General features: G+C 66.2%; 19 protein-coding genes. 5 read left to right on the top strand and 14 right to left on the bottom strand.

Going from position 1 to position 19,683, the window contains the following annotated elements; genetic code table 11:
• The first annotated feature begins 236 nt into the window (after positions 1-236).
• Entirely contained in the window at positions 237-875 is a 639-nt protein-coding gene (locus tag Q7514_RS25055; protein WP_330135967.1) for a DedA family protein, read from the top strand.
• 132 nt (positions 876-1,007) lie between these two features.
• Positions 1,008-1,274, top strand: coding sequence for a hypothetical protein (locus tag Q7514_RS25050; protein ID WP_330135966.1), 267 nt, complete (start codon positions 1,008-1,010; stop codon positions 1,272-1,274).
• Between the two features lie 48 nt (positions 1,275-1,322).
• Here Q7514_RS25050 and Q7514_RS25045 read toward each other — a convergent pair whose 3' ends face one another.
• From Q7514_RS25045 to Q7514_RS25020, 6 genes are read right to left on the bottom strand one after another with little or no spacing between them, the layout of a single operon-like run.
• Positions 1,323-4,052 (bottom strand): fumarate reductase/succinate dehydrogenase flavoprotein subunit, encoded by a 2,730-nt coding sequence (locus Q7514_RS25045; protein ID WP_330135965.1) that lies wholly within the window; start codon positions 4,050-4,052, stop codon positions 1,323-1,325.
• 11 nt (positions 4,053-4,063) lie between these two features.
• Complete coding sequence (locus Q7514_RS25040) at positions 4,064-4,813, bottom strand: ABC transporter ATP-binding protein (protein WP_330135964.1); 750 nt, start codon at positions 4,811-4,813, stop codon at positions 4,064-4,066.
• A complete protein-coding gene (locus Q7514_RS25035; protein ID WP_330135963.1) occupies positions 4,810-5,652 on the bottom strand; it encodes an ABC transporter permease in 843 nt (280 codons plus the stop codon). The genes Q7514_RS25040 and Q7514_RS25035 overlap by 4 nt, the downstream gene beginning before the upstream one ends.
• Positions 5,649-7,073, bottom strand: a complete 1,425-nt coding sequence (locus Q7514_RS25030; protein WP_330135962.1) for an ABC transporter substrate-binding protein — start codon at positions 7,071-7,073, stop codon at positions 5,649-5,651. The genes Q7514_RS25035 and Q7514_RS25030 overlap by 4 nt, the downstream gene beginning before the upstream one ends.
• Positions 7,074-7,092: 19 nt before the next feature.
• On the bottom strand, positions 7,093-7,320 hold the full coding sequence (locus Q7514_RS25025) for a 4Fe-4S dicluster domain-containing protein (RefSeq protein WP_330135961.1): 228 nt from the start codon (positions 7,318-7,320) through the stop codon (positions 7,093-7,095).
• Positions 7,317-8,078, bottom strand: a complete 762-nt coding sequence (locus tag Q7514_RS25020) for a GntR family transcriptional regulator (RefSeq protein WP_330135960.1) — start codon at positions 8,076-8,078, stop codon at positions 7,317-7,319. Before Q7514_RS25020 ends, Q7514_RS25025 begins: the two co-directional genes overlap by 4 nt.
• A 470-nt stretch (positions 8,079-8,548) precedes the next feature.
• Between Q7514_RS25020 and Q7514_RS25015 the strand changes: the two genes are divergently transcribed.
• The 3 genes from Q7514_RS25015 to Q7514_RS25005 are packed head-to-tail and all read left to right on the top strand — an operon-like array spanning position 8,549 to position 11,240.
• Positions 8,549-9,382 (top strand): ABC transporter permease, encoded by an 834-nt coding sequence (locus Q7514_RS25015; protein WP_408016183.1) that lies wholly within the window; start codon positions 8,549-8,551, stop codon positions 9,380-9,382.
• A complete protein-coding gene (locus Q7514_RS25010) occupies positions 9,379-10,446 on the top strand; it encodes a taurine ABC transporter substrate-binding protein (RefSeq protein WP_330135958.1) in 1,068 nt (355 codons plus the stop codon). Before Q7514_RS25015 ends, Q7514_RS25010 begins: the two co-directional genes overlap by 4 nt.
• Positions 10,443-11,240 carry an ABC transporter ATP-binding protein gene (locus tag Q7514_RS25005; protein ID WP_330135957.1) on the top strand — a complete coding sequence of 266 codons (798 nt, stop codon included), beginning with the start codon at positions 10,443-10,445 and terminating at the stop codon, positions 11,238-11,240. Before Q7514_RS25010 ends, Q7514_RS25005 begins: the two co-directional genes overlap by 4 nt.
• Before the next feature lie 61 nt (positions 11,241-11,301).
• Here Q7514_RS25005 and Q7514_RS25000 read toward each other — a convergent pair whose 3' ends face one another.
• The 8 genes from Q7514_RS25000 to Q7514_RS24965 form a co-directional block, all read right to left on the bottom strand.
• A complete protein-coding gene (locus Q7514_RS25000) occupies positions 11,302-12,456 on the bottom strand; it encodes an LLM class flavin-dependent oxidoreductase (protein ID WP_330135956.1) in 1,155 nt (384 codons plus the stop codon).
• A 255-nt stretch (positions 12,457-12,711) separates the two neighbouring features.
• Positions 12,712-13,095 carry a ferredoxin family protein gene (locus Q7514_RS24995; protein ID WP_330135955.1) on the bottom strand — a complete coding sequence of 128 codons (384 nt, stop codon included), beginning with the start codon at positions 13,093-13,095 and terminating at the stop codon, positions 12,712-12,714.
• Positions 13,092-14,684: an FAD-binding protein gene (locus Q7514_RS24990; RefSeq protein WP_330135954.1), complete on the bottom strand. Its 1,593-nt coding sequence runs from the start codon at positions 14,682-14,684 to the stop codon at positions 13,092-13,094. Before Q7514_RS24990 ends, Q7514_RS24995 begins: the two co-directional genes overlap by 4 nt.
• 65 nt (positions 14,685-14,749) lie before the next feature.
• Entirely contained in the window at positions 14,750-15,553 is an 804-nt protein-coding gene (locus tag Q7514_RS24985) for an ABC transporter ATP-binding protein (RefSeq protein WP_330135953.1), read from the bottom strand.
• A complete protein-coding gene (locus tag Q7514_RS24980; RefSeq protein WP_330135952.1) occupies positions 15,550-16,602 on the bottom strand; it encodes a FecCD family ABC transporter permease in 1,053 nt (350 codons plus the stop codon). The genes Q7514_RS24985 and Q7514_RS24980 overlap by 4 nt, the downstream gene beginning before the upstream one ends.
• Positions 16,599-17,642: a FecCD family ABC transporter permease gene (locus Q7514_RS24975; protein ID WP_330135951.1), complete on the bottom strand. Its 1,044-nt coding sequence runs from the start codon at positions 17,640-17,642 to the stop codon at positions 16,599-16,601. The genes Q7514_RS24980 and Q7514_RS24975 overlap by 4 nt, the downstream gene beginning before the upstream one ends.
• Positions 17,639-18,676: an iron-siderophore ABC transporter substrate-binding protein gene (locus tag Q7514_RS24970; protein WP_330135950.1), complete on the bottom strand. Its 1,038-nt coding sequence runs from the start codon at positions 18,674-18,676 to the stop codon at positions 17,639-17,641. The genes Q7514_RS24975 and Q7514_RS24970 overlap by 4 nt, the downstream gene beginning before the upstream one ends.
• A gap of 150 nt (positions 18,677-18,826) precedes the next feature.
• Positions 18,827-19,594, bottom strand: a complete 768-nt coding sequence (locus Q7514_RS24965) for a helix-turn-helix transcriptional regulator (protein WP_330135949.1) — start codon at positions 19,592-19,594, stop codon at positions 18,827-18,829.
• Positions 19,595-19,683: the final 89 nt, after the last annotated feature.

Genomic DNA, 19,683 nt, shown 5'->3' with positions numbered 1-19,683 from the left:
TGCACGCTTACCTCCGCTCGCATTCGCGAGCTTGCTGTTGGCGGGCCCCCTGCGACCCGACCGTGTAGTGATTCACGGGCGCCCCCGCGCGATATGTGAATTGTCACCAGTAATACGCGAAACTGTGACCTACCGCCAAGAGACGAACGCCCCGATCCGGGCATTTACCCCACGATGCGTGCCCTCTGTGCCTTCTGTGGCCTGTGAGACCACACATCCGCCTTATCGTGGGTGAGGTGAGTATCGAAGATCTCGGGACTGCTCCCACGGACGGACTCGCCGGGTGGGCGCTCGATCTCATGGATCGACTCGGCGGGATCGGGGCAGGCCTCGCCATCGCACTCGAGAACGTCTTCCCTCCACTGCCCAGCGAGGTGATCCTCCCGCTCGCGGGTTTCGCGGCGAGCCTCGGCAGCTTCACCCTGTTCGGTGCGCTGTTCTGGACCACTCTCGGGTCGATCGTGGGAGCACTCGGGCTCTACTCGCTCGGACGCTGGGTGGGTGAGGCACGGATACGTCGCGCGGTGGATCGACTCCCCCTCGTCGAGGTGGACGATCTGGATCGGACCACCGAATGGTTCCGTCGACACGGCCGCAAAGCGGTGTTCTTCGGCCGGATGGTGCCCATCTTCCGAAGCCTCATCTCGATTCCGGCCGGAGTGACGCGCATGCCGATCTGGCAGTTCGCTGCGTTCACCACCGCAGGCAGCCTCGTCTGGAACAGCATCTTCGTGATCGCCGGGTATCAGCTGGGCGAGAACTGGTACCGGGTCGAGCCCTATGCGGAGACACTGCAGTACATCGTGATCGCCGTCGTCGCGGTGGCCGTCCTCTGGGCCGTGGTGCGGCGAATGCGGTCGCGGATGCAGGCCTAGAGCCTGCCCGAGCGCCGGCCAGGACATTTCCCGAGCTCTGACCTGTGCACATTTTTCGCTCGAGCGCAATGTAACGAAAAGAACACACTCGACGACACCCCTATCGAGGCATGCAGAACAAAGGGGTTCACCGTGGCACACGAGCAGTTGCTCTTCATCGGACGTCCGGATGCAAACGAGATCGCGCACTGGAGCACGCTGCGCGAACTTGCTCCGCAGCGAGGCTGGGTCTCCACCCGTAAGTTCGATCCGGGCAAGGTCGTCTGGGCAGTTGCGGCCAGCAGCGTCCTGGCCGATGAGGCCGAGGTGGTCGCCGAGGTTCGCAAGGCCGACATCCCCTGCACCAGCGCGCTCGACGCCATCAAGGACGCCTACTCGGCTGCGCAACTCTCTTCATAGACCGAGTGTGGATCCGAGCCCGGAGATCCGGGCTCGGACCCACCTGGGTCAGCCGACGGGCGTACCCGCCCCCTCAACGACGAGGGCACGGCGCGCGTACGCCCGCACATCGGCATCGGCATCGTCGAGGGCACCGGTCAATGCGTCCCTCACCTCCGGTTTCGCCGACCACTGCATCAGCGACAACACAGCTGCTTTGCGTACGTCGAGATGAACATCCTCGAGCGCTCCCGCCAGCACGTCGACAGCAAGATCCGGATCGGCCCCGGCCAGTCCGCGCGCCGCGCCCTGGCGCACCTGCCACGCCGATTCCCGTAGCCCCTTCACCAGCGTGCCCACCTCCTGCTCTCCGCATCCGAGCGACGCGAACGCGGTCAGCGCGGCAGCCCGTACCAGCGGGTCGTTATCCGCAGCGAGCGCGCGAACAGCCTCTGCGCCTCCCCTCGCGATGGTGGCGAGTCCGTGGGCGACGACGACACGGACCTCCCGATTGGCGTCCGCGGCCGCCACGGCGACCGCTTCCCACTCGTCCAGCGAGACCAATGCGCGGATCGCCTCTACCCGCACGCGATGATCCGGATCCGCGAGCACCTCCAGGAACTGTTCGCGCCGCCCGGCATGCCGTGCGCGCAGCACGTCGACGGCCGTCGCACGAGCCAGAGGATCGGCCGAGCCGAGGTATGTGGCGATCTTCTCCACCTCCGGCAGCACTTCCACAAGTTCGCGCACACCCTCGGCCGCGGTGCGGCGCACCGCCGGGTCGGAGTCTCCCAGAGCCCCGATCAGCGCCGCGGAGAATCCCTCCGGTGTGTTCTCCGTCAGCACCGAGACCGCGGTCGCCCGCACCTGCGGATCATCGCTCTGCAGAAATGCCTGCAGGTCGGTGACCGTCGGTTCGTCCAGGTTCAACAGCGCCACGATCTGCGGCGACGCCGCCTGCTCCAGCGACACCGCCTGCTCCGGCTGCGCCATCGCCCGCTCACGTTCGACGCTCGGGGCGCGACCGACACGGATCTCGGGTTGCGCGATCGGAATCACCGACCGGTCGGCCGGCGGGAGGTGATCGTATTCGGGGACCGGCACCAGGTAGGGCGCGACCGGACGTTTGAGGAATTCCATCGTCCCGTCGGCTCCGCGCCGGAGGTTCAGGTGATAACCCCAGGTGCTGTCGTTCTGTTCCGGGATATCGGCGCGCTCATGATAGAGCCCCCATCGACTCTCGGTGCGCACCAGCGAACTGCGCGCGGCCATTTCGGCGCAGTCCCTGATGAAGGTGACCTCGGCGCACCGCATCAGCTCGTGCGGTGTGCGGGCGCCCATCTCTGCGATCTCGTGGGTCATGCGGTCGAACGTCTCTACCGCGATCGACAGTTTCGTGTCGGTCTTCGGCGGTGCGACATAGTCGTTGACGAATCGGCGCAGCTTGTATTCGACCTGGGGCTGCGGTGGGCCGTCGGGGTGTCGCAGCGGCCGGTAGATCAGTTCGTGGGCGTCCGCGAGTTGGTCGGCGGGCAGATCCGTCGGCGGCGGCACGTCGTCGAGAGTGCCGGTTGAGTGCGCTCCGGCGAGGTCGCCGTAGACGAATGCCCCGATCATGTAGTTGTGCGGCACGCATGCCAGATCGCCCGCGGCGTAGAGCCCCGGCACGCTGGTCGCGCCGTGTTCGTCCACCCACACACCCGACGCCGAATGCCCACTGCACAGGCCGATTTCGGAGACGTGCATCTCGATGTCGTGCGTGCGGTAGTCGTGTCCACGGTTCTCGTGGAATGTCCCGCGCGTGGGTCGCTCTGTGGTGTGCAGGATCGACTCGAGCGAATCGAGGGTTTCCTCCGGAAGGTGACTGACCTTCAGATAGATCGGTCCCCGAGCCGATTCGATCTCGCGTCGGACTTCCGAAATCATCTGTCCGGACCAGTAATCCGAGTCGACGAATCGCTCCCCCAGCGCGTTCACCTGGTAGCCGCCGAACGGGTTTGCCACGTACGCGCAGGCGGGGCCGTTGTAATCCTTGATCAGCGGGTTGATCTGGAAGCATTCGATGCCGCTCAGTTCTGCACCCGCGTGGTAGGCCATCGAGTACCCGTCGCCGGCGTTGGTGGGGTTCTCGTATGTCCCGTACAGGTATCCGGACGCGGGGAGTCCGAGCCGCCCGCACGGTCCGGTCGCGAGGATGACCGCTTTGGCGCCGACCGCGACGAACTCCCCGGTCCGGGTGTTCAACGCAGCCGCACCGACGGCGCGTCGACCCTGCGGGGTGTCGGCGGTGAGGACACGCACGGGCATGAGCCGGTTCTCGATGCGGATCTTCTCCCGCATGTCCCGGCGCCGAAGCACCCGGTAGAGGGCCTTCTTGACGTCCTTGCCCTCCGGCATCGGCAACACGTACGACCCCGAGCGATGCACGCGTCGCACCGCGTACTCGCCGTATTCGTCCTTCTCGAACTTCACGCCGTACTTCTCGAGTCGCTGCACCATCGCGAAGCCACGGGTGGCGGTCTGATAGACGGTGCGCTGGTCGACGATGCCGTCGTTGGCGCGGGTGATTTCGGCGACGTAGTCCTCGGGCACCGCCTTACCGGGAATCACGGCGTTGTTGACCCCGTCCATCCCCATCGCGAGGGCACCCGAGTGCCTCACGTGGGCCTTCTCGAGCAACAGCACGTTCGCGCCGTTCTCTGCGGCGGTGAGGGCGGCCATCGTTCCGGCAGTGCCGCCTCCGATCACCAGCACATCGCAGTCGAACCGCACAGCATCATCAAGATCCGGTATGTCCATCGGTGTTCTCCTCAGCGCTCGAGCGCAGCGAGCAGTGCACTGCGCACGGCGCGTGTGTCGGGTCGGTCGGCTGCGTCGGCCACGCGCGGGTGCGGGACGTCGAGGAGTTCACGTAGCTCTCCGCCTCGTCCCAGCACGGCCGCGCGGTCGCCGAGCAGCACCGCCTCGTCGACGTCGTGAGTGACGAAGACGACGGTGGTCGGGTGGGTGCGCCATGTGTCGATGAGCAGGCGCTGCATGGCGCCGCGTGTCTGGCTGTCGAGGGCTCCGAACGGTTCGTCCATCATCACCGCGCGGGGCGCTCCGGCGAGCCCGCGTGCAAGTTGGACGCGTTGACGCATACCGCCGGACAATGATTTCGGTAGGTAGTCACCGAATCCGGCGAGACCGACTTCCTCGATCCACCTGTCGGCTGCCTCGCGTCGGCCCGCTCGCGGTTCGCCGCGCAGCGACAGTGCGAGTTCTATGTTGCTGCGGACGGTGCGCCAGGGCAGCAGCGCGTTGTCCTGGAATACGACGGCGCGGTCGCGGTCGGTTCCGGTGACAGGATTTCCGTCCGCGCGCACTTCTCCGGAGTCCGGAACGAGCAGGCCTGCGAGTGCACGCAGGACCGTCGATTTGCCACAGCCGGACGCTCCGGTGAGCACGAGGATCTCGCCGGGCCGCACCTCGAGGGACAGCCGCCGGACGACGGGGGTGCCCGTGTAGGAGAGGGTGACGTCGTCCAGGTCGAGGGTCATTCCGCTGATCACGCTGGTCATCGCTGTTCTTCTCCTCGTGGCAGCCACCGGGTGACTCGGCGGCCGAGCAGTTCGACCGCGCCGGAAGTGACAAAGCCGAGCACTCCGATGGTGATCATCCCGACGAACACTCCGGGGTAGTCGACGATCGTGTACGCCTGCCACGTGCGGTAGCCGACGCCGAGACGTCCGGAGATCATCTCTGCGGAGATCACGCAGATCCACGCCACTCCGAGTCCCACGGACAGTCCGGAGAACACACCCGGGAGGATTCCGGGAAGCACCACACGTGCCAACACATCCCACCGGCTTCCACCGAGTGTGCGCACCGAGTCCTCCCACAGGGTCGGCAGTGCACGCACCGCATGCCGGGTGCTGACCATGATCGGGAAGAACGCGGCGACGAAGGTGATGAACACGATGCCGGCTTCATCACTGGGAAACAGCAGGATCGCGACGGGCACCACCGCGATCGCCGGGATCGGGCGGGCCAACTCCGCGAGCGGTCCGATGGTGTCTGCGGCCATCGACGAACGTCCCAGCGCCACACCGACGATCACTCCGATCACGGCGGCGAGACCGAATCCCGTGAGGATGCGGAGGAGTGATTGAGCCAGGTCGAGGTAGAACAGGTCGCCGCGCAGTTGCGCGCCGAAGGCTGCGAGGACGTCGGTGACGGCCGGCAACGTATCGAACCGCAGCCAGATGCGGACGTCGTGTGCGGTGAGGAGCTGCCACAATCCGACCGCGGCCAGCACGGATATGCCGCGCAGCAGGCGTGAGCGCCATCGTCTGGTGGTCGGTGTGTCGGCAGCCTCCTCCTCGGCGAGGCCGACGGATTTATCGACGACAGCGGTCATGGCCGAACCTCGTTCACAGCGGTGTCGTAATCGACGACGGTGGCGGTCGGGTGGGTGGCGAGGAAGCGGTCGACCGCGGCGTAGGTGATGAACGGCAAGTACGTTTCCCCGTCGCGCACCCACAGCGCCTTGTCGGCGAACCAGCGGGTGCCCAGTTCCGCGTCCGGAACGTATGCGGCGCGGATCGTCTCACCGGCTGCTCGCGCGTACTTGACCGCACGCAGCAGGCACGTCGGGTCGGCCGCGACCTGGGTCGTGTCGGCGCCGTCGAACCAGATCTCTCCTGCCAAGGCCGGGTCGGTCGCATCGGAACCGCACACCGGGTCCACGCCGGTGACCTCGGCGGGATTACCCGTCTGCGCGAGGGTGGCGTCGTAGTCGAGCCCTTCTGCCTCGAATGCGGTGCGCAACGGGCCGTCGTCGACGAATCCGTCGATCGACAGTTCCTCGAAGTCTCCGATCGACTTCAGGTACGGCACATCGCCCTTCAGTGCGTCGACCAGATTCGGCTTGAGGGTGGTGTCGAACGACGTGCCACCCGGGCCGTTGTACAGGTACACGACTTCCTGCGGCAGACCCGAGTCCTCGGCGACGATCCGTGAGGCTTCCAGCGGCTCCGTCTGGATGAACCGGGTCGCGTCGAGCTGTGCGCGCAGGAAGGCATCGAGCACTTCGGGATGGTCGGCTGCGTACGATTCGCGCACCACCACACCGTGCAGCGTCGGGACGTTCAGCTCCGCTCCGTCGTACAACAGCTGCGCTTTGTCCTGGAACACAAGAAGACCGGGCCAGGCCACGAACTGCGACAATGCCGCCACCTGCCCGGATTCGAGTGCTGACGAACCGACCTGGGGCTGCTGATTGAGAACCTCGACGTCGGTGTCGGAATCGACTCCGGCCCGATCGAGTGCTTGTACCAGTGTGCCGTGGCCCGCAGACCCGACGCTGGCCGAGATCTTCTGCCCGGCCAGGTCGGTGAGGCTTCGTGCGGGCGACTCCGGTGGCACCACCACCATGTTGAGGGCGCCCTTCGGATTGTATCCGGTGACCGAGACGATTTCGGTTTCCGCGTTCGGGTTCGATTGTGTCCGAGACCCGTTGATGAGCATCGGATAGTCGCCCATCGACCCGATGTCGATCTTCTCGGCGACCATCTGCGCGGTGATGGGGGCGCCGGTGTCGTAGTCCTGCCATTCCACCGAATACTCGACCCCGGTCGAGTCCGTGAGACTCTGCAATCGCTGTTCGAGATAGCCCTGGGCGCGCAGCAATGTGCCGGCAGTGACGGTATTGATGGTCTTCGACTGGTATCCGACGACGACGCGAACGGTGTCGTCGGACGAACCTGTGCCTTCGAGGGAGCAGGCGGCGGTTGACGAGACGGCGGCAACGAGCGCGAACGCCGTGACAGTGCGCTTCATGTGGTTCATCCGTTTCGGGTCAGCGGAGGAGATAGGGCATGTTCACGGTGACCGCGCCGGTGGGGCAACGCACGGCGCACGGACCGCAGTACCAGCACTCGTCGACATGCATGAATGCCTTCCCGTTCTCCGGGTTGATGGCGAGTGAGTCGAGAGGGCATATCTCGACGCACAGCGTGCATCCTGTGATGCACAGCGACTCGTCGATGGTGACGGGCACGTCGGCGCGCTGATTGATCAAACTCATGTGGTGATCTCCCACCCTGTTGGTTCCGGTCTGCGGGCAAGACTGCCGCGCATCGTGATTCGGTCTCCGCGCATGCGGATGTACTCGAGGTCTACGGGACGCCCATCGTCCAGCGCTGTGAGGCGTTCGAGCAGCAGAAGAGCCGCGTGCTCGGAGGTCTGCAGGAGCGCAGCGGAATGGGCATCCGCGGCGAGGGCTTCGAGCGCGAGGTCCGCTCCCCCGAGCGGCCGGTCGCAGATCTCCTCGATGAGCGCGAACACGTCATTGCATTCGAGGTCGTGTTCGAGCAGTTCGGTTCCGATCTCGGGTTCGAGGTAGGTCTGGTCGAGGCTCAGCGGCAGGTCGCCGAGATAGCGGAGTCGTTCGACGTAGACGACGGGACCGCCCGGGTCCAGCTGCAAGCGATGCGCAACAGCCGGTGGCGCGGTGATGACGGATGCTGCTCGCACCTCGTTGCGGACCTCGCCGTAGCCGCGCAACGTCTCCTTCAGGCCGAGCAATGCATCGAGTCCGTGTTCGTATTTGCGTCCGACCACGTGGGTTCCGACCTTCGGTGCCCGATCGATCAGACCTTCGCCCTTGAGGAGGGACAAGGCTGCACGGACTGTGTTGCGGGACGCCCCGAACTCGTGGGCGAGGTCCTGTTCGCTAGGCAATGTCGATTCGTACGCGCCGCCGTGGATCTGCCGGCGCAGCACGTCGGATACCTGCCGCGCTCGGTCGGAGCGTGGCTGGCGCAGCCGCGCGACATCACTCATATCTGTTCTCCCGAGAAGGTCGATTCGGACGAAACTGGACGTTAGCGTCGCGAAATCGACTGCCGGCCCGACGACACGTGGCCGGTTCCGGGCCGCGTGTCATTGCGCCGGTGACGGCTCCGGATCGAGGGAGGTACCCGCAGTCGCAGTCGGGTATTGCGCCACCTGTCCATGCCGTCCGGGCGTTCGAATCACGCAGATCCGAATTCTCCGATCGCCGGGAGGTCGCCCTCCACTTCCGGAGTGTGAAATCGGAATGAGAAATTTCTCGATCCTTATCACGAGGGAAACCACCGTGTCGATAATTCGAATCGTCACGATTTCAACGCTGGTGCTCTGACGTCGGCCCACCGGAGGATGGCGAGGTTGAACATCTCGAAGGCACGGCCCGGATCTTCCGGCCAGGAGGTTCCGGTATGAGTTTCACCGCGCAGACGCCTGCGGCGGAAACGGACAAAACGACGCCCGCCATGCGCGACGGATCTCAGCATCGCCGGTCCGGGCAACTCCGCCGCATCGGCGGGCGCGTACTCGCGTTGATCGTTTTTCTGCTCGCGTGGTGGGCAGTCACGGCCGCCGGCCTGATCAAACCCCTGTTCCTGCCCTCCCCGGGCGCGGTGTGGGACGCATTCGTCCAGGCCAACACATGGCACCAGGTCGCGCCGGGCGTCGATCGTCTCGTGCAAGGCGAGCAGGGCTACTTCCTGTGGGAACACCTGCTCGCAAGCTGTCAACGCATCTTCGTCGGCGTGGGTGCTGCAATCATCGTCGGCCCGCTCCTCGGGTTCGCGATGGGTATGTGGCGGCCGTTGAACACGCTGATCGAGCCCTATCTGAACTTCCTGCGCGCACTGCCACCGCTCGGCTATATCGGCCTGCTGATCGTGTGGTTCGGCATCGGCGACACATCGAAGATCTGGTTGCTGTTCCTCGCGGCGTTCCCCGCGATCACCATCGCGACCATCAACGGAGTCCACTCCGTCCCTCGCGACTACATCAATGCTGTCCGGTCACTCGGCGCCAACCGACGCCAGGTCCTCACCCATGTGGTGCTCCCGTCGACCGCTCCCGAGGTACTCACCGGGATCCGCATCGCCGTCGGGTTCGCGTGGACCACCGTGGTCGCGGCCGAACTGAACAACGGAATCCCCGGGATCGGCGGGCTCGCCTATCTGTCCGGTACACAGCTCAACACCCCGTTGACGATCGCGTGCATCGTCGTCATCGGCATCACCGCTCTGGTTCTCGATGCACTCATCAAATGGATCGGCGTGCTGGCCGTGCCGTGGAAAGGAAAGTCATGAAACGCACAGTCCTGTTCGTCTCCGCGGCCCTCGCGGCCACCACCATCCTGTCGGGTTGCGTGTCATCCGATCGAGAGACAGCGCCCGCTGGTGGCGGCGACGGGTCCTCGGACACGCAGGCCTGCCCGTTCGAGGTGGACGAATCCGTCACCACCGACGCGCGCATCGCGTTCCAGGACATCCCCAACGGCGACCTGCTCGTCAAGGATGCCGGCATCCTCGAGGCCTGCCTCCCGAACGCCACGATTTCGTGGAGCCGATTCGCGTCGGGCGGCGACGTTGTGCAGGCATTCGGGTCGGGCAGTGTCGATCTCGGGCTGCTCGGGTCCAGTCCCGCCACGAAGGCATTGTCGGCGCCACTGAACATCGACATGCAAGTCGTCTGGGTCCACGACGTGATCGGAGCCGCCGAATCATTGGTCGTCCGCGACCCGTCGATCACCTCGGTCGAACAACTCGCCGGTAAGACGATCGCGACGCCGTTCGCGTCGACCGCGCACTACAGCCTTCTCGCCGCACTGGATCGGGCGGGCATCACCGATCAGGTCACGCTCGTCAACCTCGCCCCCGATGCGACCGTCGCGGCGTGGCAGAGTGGGGAGATCGACGGTACCTGGATCTGGGAGCCCACCCTGTCGCAGCTGACCGACGGACACGTGCTGCTCACCAGCGCCGACACGGCCGCCGAGGGTGTTCCCACCTTCGACCTCGCCGGTGCGACCCGCGACTTCATCGAGAGCAACCCCGAGTTCATGGAGACCTGGACGCGTGCGCAGGACTGGGCCGTCGAGCAGCTGCTCACCGACCCCGACGAAGCGTCCGTCGCGCTCGCGGTGCAGCTGGGTATCACCCCCGACGAGGCAACTCAGCAGCTCGAGGGGCTCGAGTTCCTGCGCGCCTCCGACCAGGCTTCACCCGAGTACCTCGGCGGCGCCATGGCAACCAACCTGCAGTCCACCGCGGAGTTCCTGCTCAGCCAGGGCGAGATCACCGAGGTCAGCACACCCGAGACGTACAGCAACGGTGTGTACGTCGATGCAGTGAACGCGGTCGCGGAACAGTGACCGGCACACGGACGGCCCCCGACCGGGTCGAATTCTCCGGGGTCTCGAAGGCGTACGGCGACGGAGCCACCGCGGTGCGCGCGGTCGACACGACGGACCTGACGATCGAGCCCGGCGAATTCGTTTCTCTGGTCGGGCCGTCCGGGTGTGGAAAGACGACCGTGCTGCAGATGCTCGCCGGTTTCGAGCAGCCCACCAGCGGATCGATCCGCATCGGTGACGACGTCGTCACCGGTCCCGGACCCGAACGTGGGGTCGTGTTCCAGAAGCCCAATCTCTTCCCGTGGAAATCGGTGCGCGCCAACGTCGAACTCGGGCCGCGCCTGCGCGGGGCTTCGAAGCAGGATCGTCGCGCGCGGGCCGAGAACATTCTCGACATGGTCGGACTGGCCGATTTTGCTGATCGCCGCACCTACGAATTGTCGGGCGGTATGCAGCAACGCGCCCAGATCGCACGGGTGCTCGTCAATGATCCCCGCATCATCCTGATGGACGAACCGTTCGGCGCGCTCGACGCGTTGACCCGCGAGAAGCTGCAGCTCGAGCTGCTCAGCATCTGGCGCGAGCACCACCGCACGGTCCTGTTCGTCACGCACAGCGTCGACGAAGCCGTACTTCTCGGCACCCGGGTACTCGTGATGAGCGCACGCCCGGGCCGGATCATGCACGACATCCCGATCGAGCTTCCCGAGGACGCCACCGATGAGGGGCGGTCGGCGGCCGTGCGCACGTCCGCGGAGTTCACCTCATACAAGGAGAAGATTGCGAGCGCGATCTATCACGCGCACAGCTGATCACAGAACGACACCGGGCCGCGTCCTCGGGGGAGGACGCGGCCCGCTCTCGTTGTCTCGATCAGTGAACGAACGCCGGCTTCGGGTCTGCATCGACGCGATCCGGATGCGTCCACAGTCCTCTGCGCTCGAGAATCGGCAATACTCCTTCGCCGAACCAGTACGCCTCTTCGAGATGCGGCACGCCGGACAGCACGAATTCGTCGACACCGGCCGCCCGGTACTCCTCGATCAGTGACGCCACCTCGGCGTGGCTGCCGACCAGTGAGGTCCCGGCGCCACCACGCACCAATCCGACCCCGCTCCACAGACCCGGGTGGATCTCGAGGGTGCGGGCGCCGCCGTCGTGTCGTCGTGCACTGCCGTGCAGTTCGCTCATGCGGCGCTGGCCTTCGGATTCACTGGCTGCGAGCCCGGCCTGCGCGAGCGCGATGTCGTCGGGGTTCATGTCGTCGAGCAATCGTTGAGCTTCGGCCCACGCCTGCTCGGAGGTGTCGCGGCTGATCGTGTGCAGGCGGACACCGAAACGCAGCGTACGGCCGAACTCGGCTGCCGCGGCCCGCACTCGTGCGATCTTCTCTGCGACCTGGGCCGGCGGCTCACCCCACGTCAGGTACACATCGGCGTGCCGGCCGGCCACCGGAAGCGCGGCGGGCGACGACCCACCGAAGTACACGGTCGGTGTCACGGGCGGGGTCTTGTCGAGTCGAGCGCCCTCGACGTGAACGTGCTTGCCTTCCAACGACACCAGATCACCGCGCCACAGCCCCCTCACCACGCTGAGGAACTCGTCGGTGCGCCGATACCGTTCGTCCTTCGGCTGGAAATCGCCGTAGGCACGTTGTTCGCTGCTCTCACCACCGGTGACGATGTTGATCAACAGTCGACCGTCGGAGTGCTCCTGGTATGTCGTGGCCATCTGCGCGGCCAGCGTCGGCGACAACGCGTCGGGACGGAACGCCACGAGGAACTTCAGTCGCCGGGTCTGCGGCACCAGCATCGCCGTGGTGACCCACGCATCCACGCACTGCAGTCCCGTCGGGGTCAACGCAGCCTCGAATCCGAGCTGCTCGGCGGTACGGGCGACCTGACCGAGGTAGTCGAGGGTTGCGGGACGGTCGCCGGCGTTCGCGCGCAGGTCGGCGCCGTGCCCACCGCCGACGATCGAGCGGCTGTCGCCGGAGGTGGGCAGGAACCAGTGGAAAGACAGAGACATGTGAGGAATCCTCGAGGTGTGGGAACCGAGCAGGCATCGTCTTGCTCGGTCACCTCGGTGATCGAGCGGAGCCTACGTACGACAGCGCTCGGCGCCGGTGCGGCACAGGTCCACGTAGAGCCGCCAGCTGTGCCAGACCGTGCGCAGCGACGCGGGCTGCGGTCGATCGGTGGCGGGCATGGCTGTGACCTCTGTGTTGTGCTGCACGGACGATCACGACGATACCTCACCCGCGAAACATCGATACACCAACCATCATTTCGGACGCGAGCCCCAGCAGGTCCCGTCGCCGACCGACTGTCGACCGGCCGACAGACGGGGTGGCGGCTCACCGCGGGGAAGCTCCGGCCCCACCGCGACCCGAGATCCCGCGACCCGTCCACTCCCCCAACCGATCTGTTCTCGATACCGTCCGATGTGGTCACCGTCGTCGCCCTGCACCTCACGTGGTGTCGACTGCGGGTGCACGAACAACGCGTCGGTCGGGCAGTACGCCTCGCACATGAAGCACGTCTGGCAATCATGCTGACGCGCGATCGTCGGGATTCCCGAATCGGTGCGATCGAATACGTCGGTCGGACACACGTCGACGCACTTGTCGCAGCCGATGCACGCGTCGGCCAGCAGGATCTCGATCACGACGCCACCATCACCGAATTGCGCACCGGAGCAGTCCGCGTCCACACCTCGTCGAGGCCCCCGGTGAGAATGTGATGGTGCTGAGCCGGATCCAGATCCGGGTGATCCGAGCGTTTACTCATGCCGCGAGTCTCGGTACGGGCAGATGCCGAGTGGTAGGCCCAGCGACCGACGGCCGTGATCGCCGCCGCCTGCCTCGCCCGGATACGCTCCGTGCCGGTACCCGGAGTCAGGCCGAATGCGAGCGCCGTCCACAGTGATTCGAGCTCGTCGATCGACTTCTGCAGTCCCACGCCGTTGCGGAAGAGGTTCTTCTCGTACGGAATCAGCTCGGAGCGCGCCGCCGCGAGCACGGCAGTGGCGTCGAGCTCGGTGCGCTGGGCCGGTCGCAACCCGGCGCGACCGGCCCCGCGCAGGTCACGAGCCCGTACCTCGGTGACGCGTCGCGCGAACTGGGCCGCCCCCCGCCCGGCCCAGCTTCCCGACGACATCGCCCACGCCGCATTATGGCTGCCACCCCCCGTGAAGCCACCGCAGATGCGTTCGCGGGTCGCGGCGTCCCCCGCTGCATACAACCCGGGCACCGACGTCGCGCACGTATCGTCGACGACATCGATACCGCCCGTGCCACGCACGGTTCCCTCGGCGAGCATCGTCACCTCGAACTTGTCGGTGAACGGGTTGATCCCTCGCCGGTCGAACTGCAGGAAGAAGTTCGGCTGACCGAGCCGCATCTGTCGCTGCACCTCGGCGTCCGCCCGATCGAGCTGCGCCAATACCGGCTCGTTCTGCAACGTCTTCGCGATGATCGAACGGCCCTTGCTCGATCCCGCGCCCTCGAGCACGCTGCCGTCTGCGTGGAAGAAGGTCGCGTAGCCGTAGTACGCGGTCTTGGTGATCGTCGAACCAGCTGCCGCGATCCCGTAGGCATTGGCGAATTCCATACCGGAGAAGGAGGCACCCACTTCGGCGGCCATGAGGGCGCCGTCACCGGTGTCGACGTTGGTACCCAACGCACCGGACAGGAACGCGCAGCCTCCGCTGGCGATCACCACGGCCCCCGCCGTGATCCGGTAGTCGCGATCGGCCTGCCGCTGGTACCCGGCAGCGCCGCGCACGGCCCCGTCGCGGTCGACCGACAACTCCAGCGCCGGTGAGTGATCGAGGATGCGGACGCCGAGCCGCTGGACCCACGCCCGCATGCGCCGCATGTATTCGGGGCCCTGCACCCCGGTGCGGATCTGCTGTCCCGTGTCGGGATCGACCGGGAACGGGTAGCGCCCTTCGTCGCCGAGGAGGTGCATGTTCTCGTGGGTGCGGTCGAGCACGCGGTCCATCCACGCGTGGTCGGCCAGATAGCCACCGAGCGCTTCCCTGCTCGCTTTCGCTTTCGCCCGCTGCTCCGGATCAGGTGCGACGTACCAGACCCCGGTCCCCGAAGGCGCTGTTGCGCCGCTGGTTCCGCAGTACCCCTTGTCGACGAGGATCACGTCGGCACCGGCCTTGCGCGCATTCAGCGCGGCCCAGGTGCCGGCGGGTCCGCCTCCGATGACGAGGACGTCTGTGGCCAGATCGAGAGGTTCGGTCATGACGAGGATCATTCCGATTTCGCGCCCGGCCCACCACGTCTGAAATCAGCGTGATGCTAAAGACTTCACACCGTGACGTGATGCCGCCCGACCGGCAGCACCAGCGGCTTCCCGGAGACAGGATCGTCGATCACGCGGCTGTCGAGCCCGAACACCGCGGCGACGGTGTCACTCGTGAGCACTTCCGACGGATCACCCGCCGCATACAGCCGACCGTCTGCGATCGCGACGAGGTAGTCGGCATAACGGGCGGCGAGGTTGAGATCGTGCAGCACCATGACGATCGTCGTGCCGCGGTCTCGGTTGAGGTCGGTGAGCAGGTCGAGCACCTCCACCTGATGACTCACATCCAGGAAGGTGGTGGGTTCGTCGAGCAGCAGTACGTCGGTCTGCTGCGCGAGGGCCATCGCGATCCACACCCGTTGCCGCTGGCCACCGGACAGTTCGTCGACGGCGCGTTCGGCGAGTTCGGTGGTGTTGGTGGCCGCAAGCGCATCGGCGACTGCGGCGTCGTCCGCGCGACTCCACCTCGACAGGACCCGCTGATGAGGGTGCCTGCCGCGCCCGACGAGATCCGCGACCACGATCCCTTCCGGAGCGATCGGCGACTGCGGCAACAGACCCAGGGTGCGAGCGAGTTTCTTCGCGGGCAGCCTGTGTACGTCCTTGCCGTCGAGCAGCACATGCCCGCCGCGGGGTGCGAGCAGGCGCGACATCGACCGCAGCAGCGTCGACTTGCCGCACGCATTCGCCCCGACGATGCACGTGATCATCCCCGAAGGTATGTCCAGATCGAAGTCCTCGACGACGGTCCGGCTACCGTAGCCGAGTTCCAGGTTTTCGACCGTCAGAGTGTGCGGTGCGGTCACAGCGAACCTCCCCCTCGGTTGGAGCGAATGATCAGGTAGACGAGATACGGCGCTCCGAGCGCACCGGTCACGACACCCACCGGGTAGCGGGTGCCGAACGCGTATTGGCCCACGAAGTCGGCGACGAGCACCAGGAGCGCCCCGACGAGCGCAGCCGGGACGAACAGCGACGTGCCCTGGCCGACGATGCGGGCGGCGATCGGACCTGCGAGGAACGCGACGAACGCGATCGGTCCCGCTGCCGCGGTGGCGAACGCGATGAGTCCGACGGCCGCGACGATCGCAACGATGCGGGTGCGTTCCACACGCACACCGAGCGCCTGGGCGGCGTCGTCACCGAGCTGGATCATCGACAGGTTACGGGTCTGTCCCAACAGCACCGGACCGAGAATCGCGAGTGCGACGATGACGGGCACGGTCGCGCCCCAGGTTGCACCGTTGAGGCTGCCGGTCAGCCAGCGCATCGTCTCCTGCAGATCCCACGCGGCCGCTGTGCTCAGCAGATACGAGGTGACGCTGTCGAGCATGGCCGCGATGCCGATACCGATGAGGATCAGCCGCGTACCCGCGACCCCACCTCGGTACGACAGCGCATAGATCAACAGCGCCACTCCGAGCCCCGCGACGATCGCGAAGATCGACACCTGGGTGCTGCCGAGCCCGAGCACGATGATCCCGAATGCGGCTGCGGCACTCGCGCCGGCGCTGATGCCGATGATGTCGGGGCTCGCGAGCGGGTTGCGGAGCATCGTCTGAAAGGTGATGCCGCCCAGGCCGAAGCAAATTCCCGCGACCACCGCCAGCACAGCGCGCGGTAGGCGGAGTCGGCCGACGGTGAACGTCGCGCCCGACACGTTCTCGCCGAGGATCACGCGGACGATGTCGGACGGCGGATAGAACGTCTTCCCGAACATCAGGCTCGCGACGAATGCGGCGACGACGAGTACCCCGAGGATCCCGATCACGATGCGACGACGTCGCCCACGGCGCACACGGCTCGCGGCGACCTCGTCGACGTCGGGCTTGATGGTGGTGAGTGTCGCTGTCACAGTTCTCGGAGTTTCTGCCGTCGGACGATGTACACGAAGAACGGTGCGCCGATGAGCGCGGTGATGATGCCGACGTCGATCTCGCTGGGTCGCGCAACGATGCGTCCGACGACGTCGGCGGCCGTGAGCAGCGCGGCACCCACCAATGCGGAGAAGGGCAACAGCCAACGGTTGTCGACGCCGATCAAGAGCCGGCACAGGTGCGGCACGACGAGTCCGACGAAGGCGATGGGTCCGGCGATCGCGGTGGCAGCACCGCACAGAAGTACCGCTCCGAGCGAGGCGAGCCCACGCGCGAGCGCCACACGTTCGCCGAGCCCGGCGGCCATCTCGTCGCCCAAGGCCAGAGAGTTGAGACTGCGTGCCGACAGCAGGCAGATCACGAATCCTGCGATCAGGAACGGCATCGCCTGCCCGATCGCATCGAACGTCGCGCCTCCCACACCGCCGATCTGCCACGAGCGCACGTTCCCGGCGATGTCGTTGCGCGGAAGTATGATCGCGGTGATGAACGACGACAGCGCCGCTGCCGTGGCCGCTCCGGCGAGCGCGAGTTTGAGCGGTGTCGCTCCCCCGCGACCGAGCGACCCGATCATGTAGACGAACACCGCGGTGATGCCGGCGCCGAAGATCGCTACCCACAGCATCGCGGTCTGCGTCCACAGCCCGAACCACGCCATGCCCACGACCACTGCGAGCGACGCGCCCATATTGACGCCGAGAATGCCGGGGTCGGCCAACGGGTTTCGGGTCACACCCTGCATCACCGCGCCGGCCAGCCCCAACGCCGCTCCGACGAGAAGCGCGAGCACCGTCCGCGGGATGCGTTTCGCGATGGCGCCCTGACCGATGTTGTCGGTCGATCCACCGAGGGCGGCGACGATGTCGGCCCACTCCACATCGCGCGACCCGACGGTCACCGACGCGACGACGAGGAGCACGAGGACTCCTAGCAGCACGACGAGCCATGCAGAGTTGCCGAGAGCCGAGCGCCGCGGAAGTGCGGCGCTCGGCGTCGGGGATTGTTGTACGGAGGTCACTCCGCGTTCGTCTTGCCTGCTGCTTCGGCGAGCATGTCGACGTAGTCCGAGAGCACCCACGAGATGGCGAGCGGAGTCGGGTTCGCGGCGGTGCCGAGCGGGCCCGACCCGTCGAGGAACACGATCGAACCGTTCGCGACGGCCGGCATCTGCGACAGCAGCGGGTCGGCCTCGAGGGAGTCGACGAGTGCCTGGTCGCCGTAGGTGACGATGATCTCGACGTCGTCGAACACGTCGACCTGCTCAGCACTGACCTTCTTGGAGAACTCGTCGCCGGTGGATGCGTCGGCGACACTCTTCGGTGTGGACATGCCGAGGTCCTCGAAGAACGCGGCGCGGGTGTCGTTCGCGGTGTAGAAGCTGACCTGGCTCAGATCTGCGGTATCGACGTGAGTGAGGAACATCGTCGCCTTGCCTTCGAGTTCGGGATGCGACGCCGCGACGTCGGCGATCTCCTGCTCGAGGCCAGTGATGAGCTGACGGCCTTCTTCGGCCATCCCCATTCCGGCACTGTTGATCGCGATCACATCGCGCCACGACGTCGCCCACGGCCCTTCGGGGTATGCGACGACAGGGGCGATCTCGCTGAGGGTGTCGTAATCCTCCTGCGTCAGACCGGAATACCCGGCGAGAATGACATCGGGGTTCGTGTCGGACACGGCCTCGAAGTCGATGCCGTCGGTCTCGTCGAACAGCACAGGTGTCTCGGCGTCGAGCTCTTCGAGCTTCTCCTCGACCCACGGCAGCAGGCCGTTGTCATCATCGTCGCCGAAGTTCGCGGCGGCCATACCGACCGGCACGACACCCAGCGCGAGCGGCACCTCATGGTTGGCCCATGCAACGGTGGCGACACGTTCCGGCTTCTCGTCGAGCGTGGTGGTGCCGAGGGCGTGCTCGATGGTGATCGGGTATTCGCCGGACGCGGTGCCGGTGTCGCCTTCGCTGGAGCCCGACGAATCGGAGCTGCAGGCGGATAAACCGAGCGTGACGGCGACCGCGGTCGCGGCCACGGCCAGGAAGCGCTTGGAACGCATGTGGACGAACTCACTTTCGTGCAGGTGATGCCCGCATCCGGACCCATCGGACATTAGGCGAGGTTTGCCTAAATCTAATGTTTACCGATCCGAGACGCAATCGCGAGGTCGGGACACTCGATATCGCGATCGGGTCACAGACTGGCCGGATCAGCCCGCCCGGAACGTAGCAGGGGTTGCGCCCGTGGCCCGCCTGAACGCGGCCCCGAATGCGCTCACCGAGCGATATCCCATCTGCTCTGCGACCTCACCCAGCTCGACGCCGTGCCCGAGGAGCATGACCGCGCGCTGTGCGCGCACCGCAGCGACCCACCGCCCGAAGCTGAGCCCGGTCTCGGCCCTGAACGCACGGGTGACCGTACGACGGCTGACACCCAACTCCTCCGCCCAGTCCGACAGCGTTCGGGGGTCGCTGGGATCGGCACCGACCGCTTCGACGATGGGCCGCAGCACCGGGGAAGTCGGCACCTGCACCAGCAACTCGTGCGCAGCGGGCGCCAGGACGTCGATCACCATCTTCTCGGTCAACGACCGCGATGCGGTTCCGAGCGACTCATCGGTCAGGCGGTCCAGCAGTAGCCGCAGCAACGATGTCATCTCGACCGCCACCGGCCCGTCGGACAGCAATGGCGCGTGGTCGATTCCGAAATGCGCAGTGCGATACCATGTTCCCGTCGGCATGATGCCCCAGTGCAGCAGACCCGCCGGGATCCACAGACCGATGGTCGGGGTGATGGTCCAGGTCTGAGAGCCGATGGTTGCGCTCGACGCGCCGCGTTCGTTCCACAAGAGCTCGTGGGTAGGATGCGAATGCGGCTCGAAGCGGGTGTCACTTCCGATGAGCTCGTCCATGCCCGCGATCACGAACGGCACGTCGATCTCACCGGCAGCGTAGACCGGCAGGGATCGGCTCTCCATTTTTCCTCCTCGATCGGCCTCGCCCGATCAGTCGCTGCAGTTGCGGGGCTTCGGCGACCAGTATGTCGCCCGGTGTGAATTGTCGGCAT

It is taken from the genome of Rhodococcus artemisiae (assembly GCF_036327795.1).
Lineage (GTDB): Bacteria > Actinomycetota > Actinomycetes > Mycobacteriales > Mycobacteriaceae > Rhodococcus > Rhodococcus artemisiae.
The sequence above is the reverse complement of the archived record's forward strand: the minus strand, read 5'-3'. Positions and strand labels throughout refer to the sequence as shown.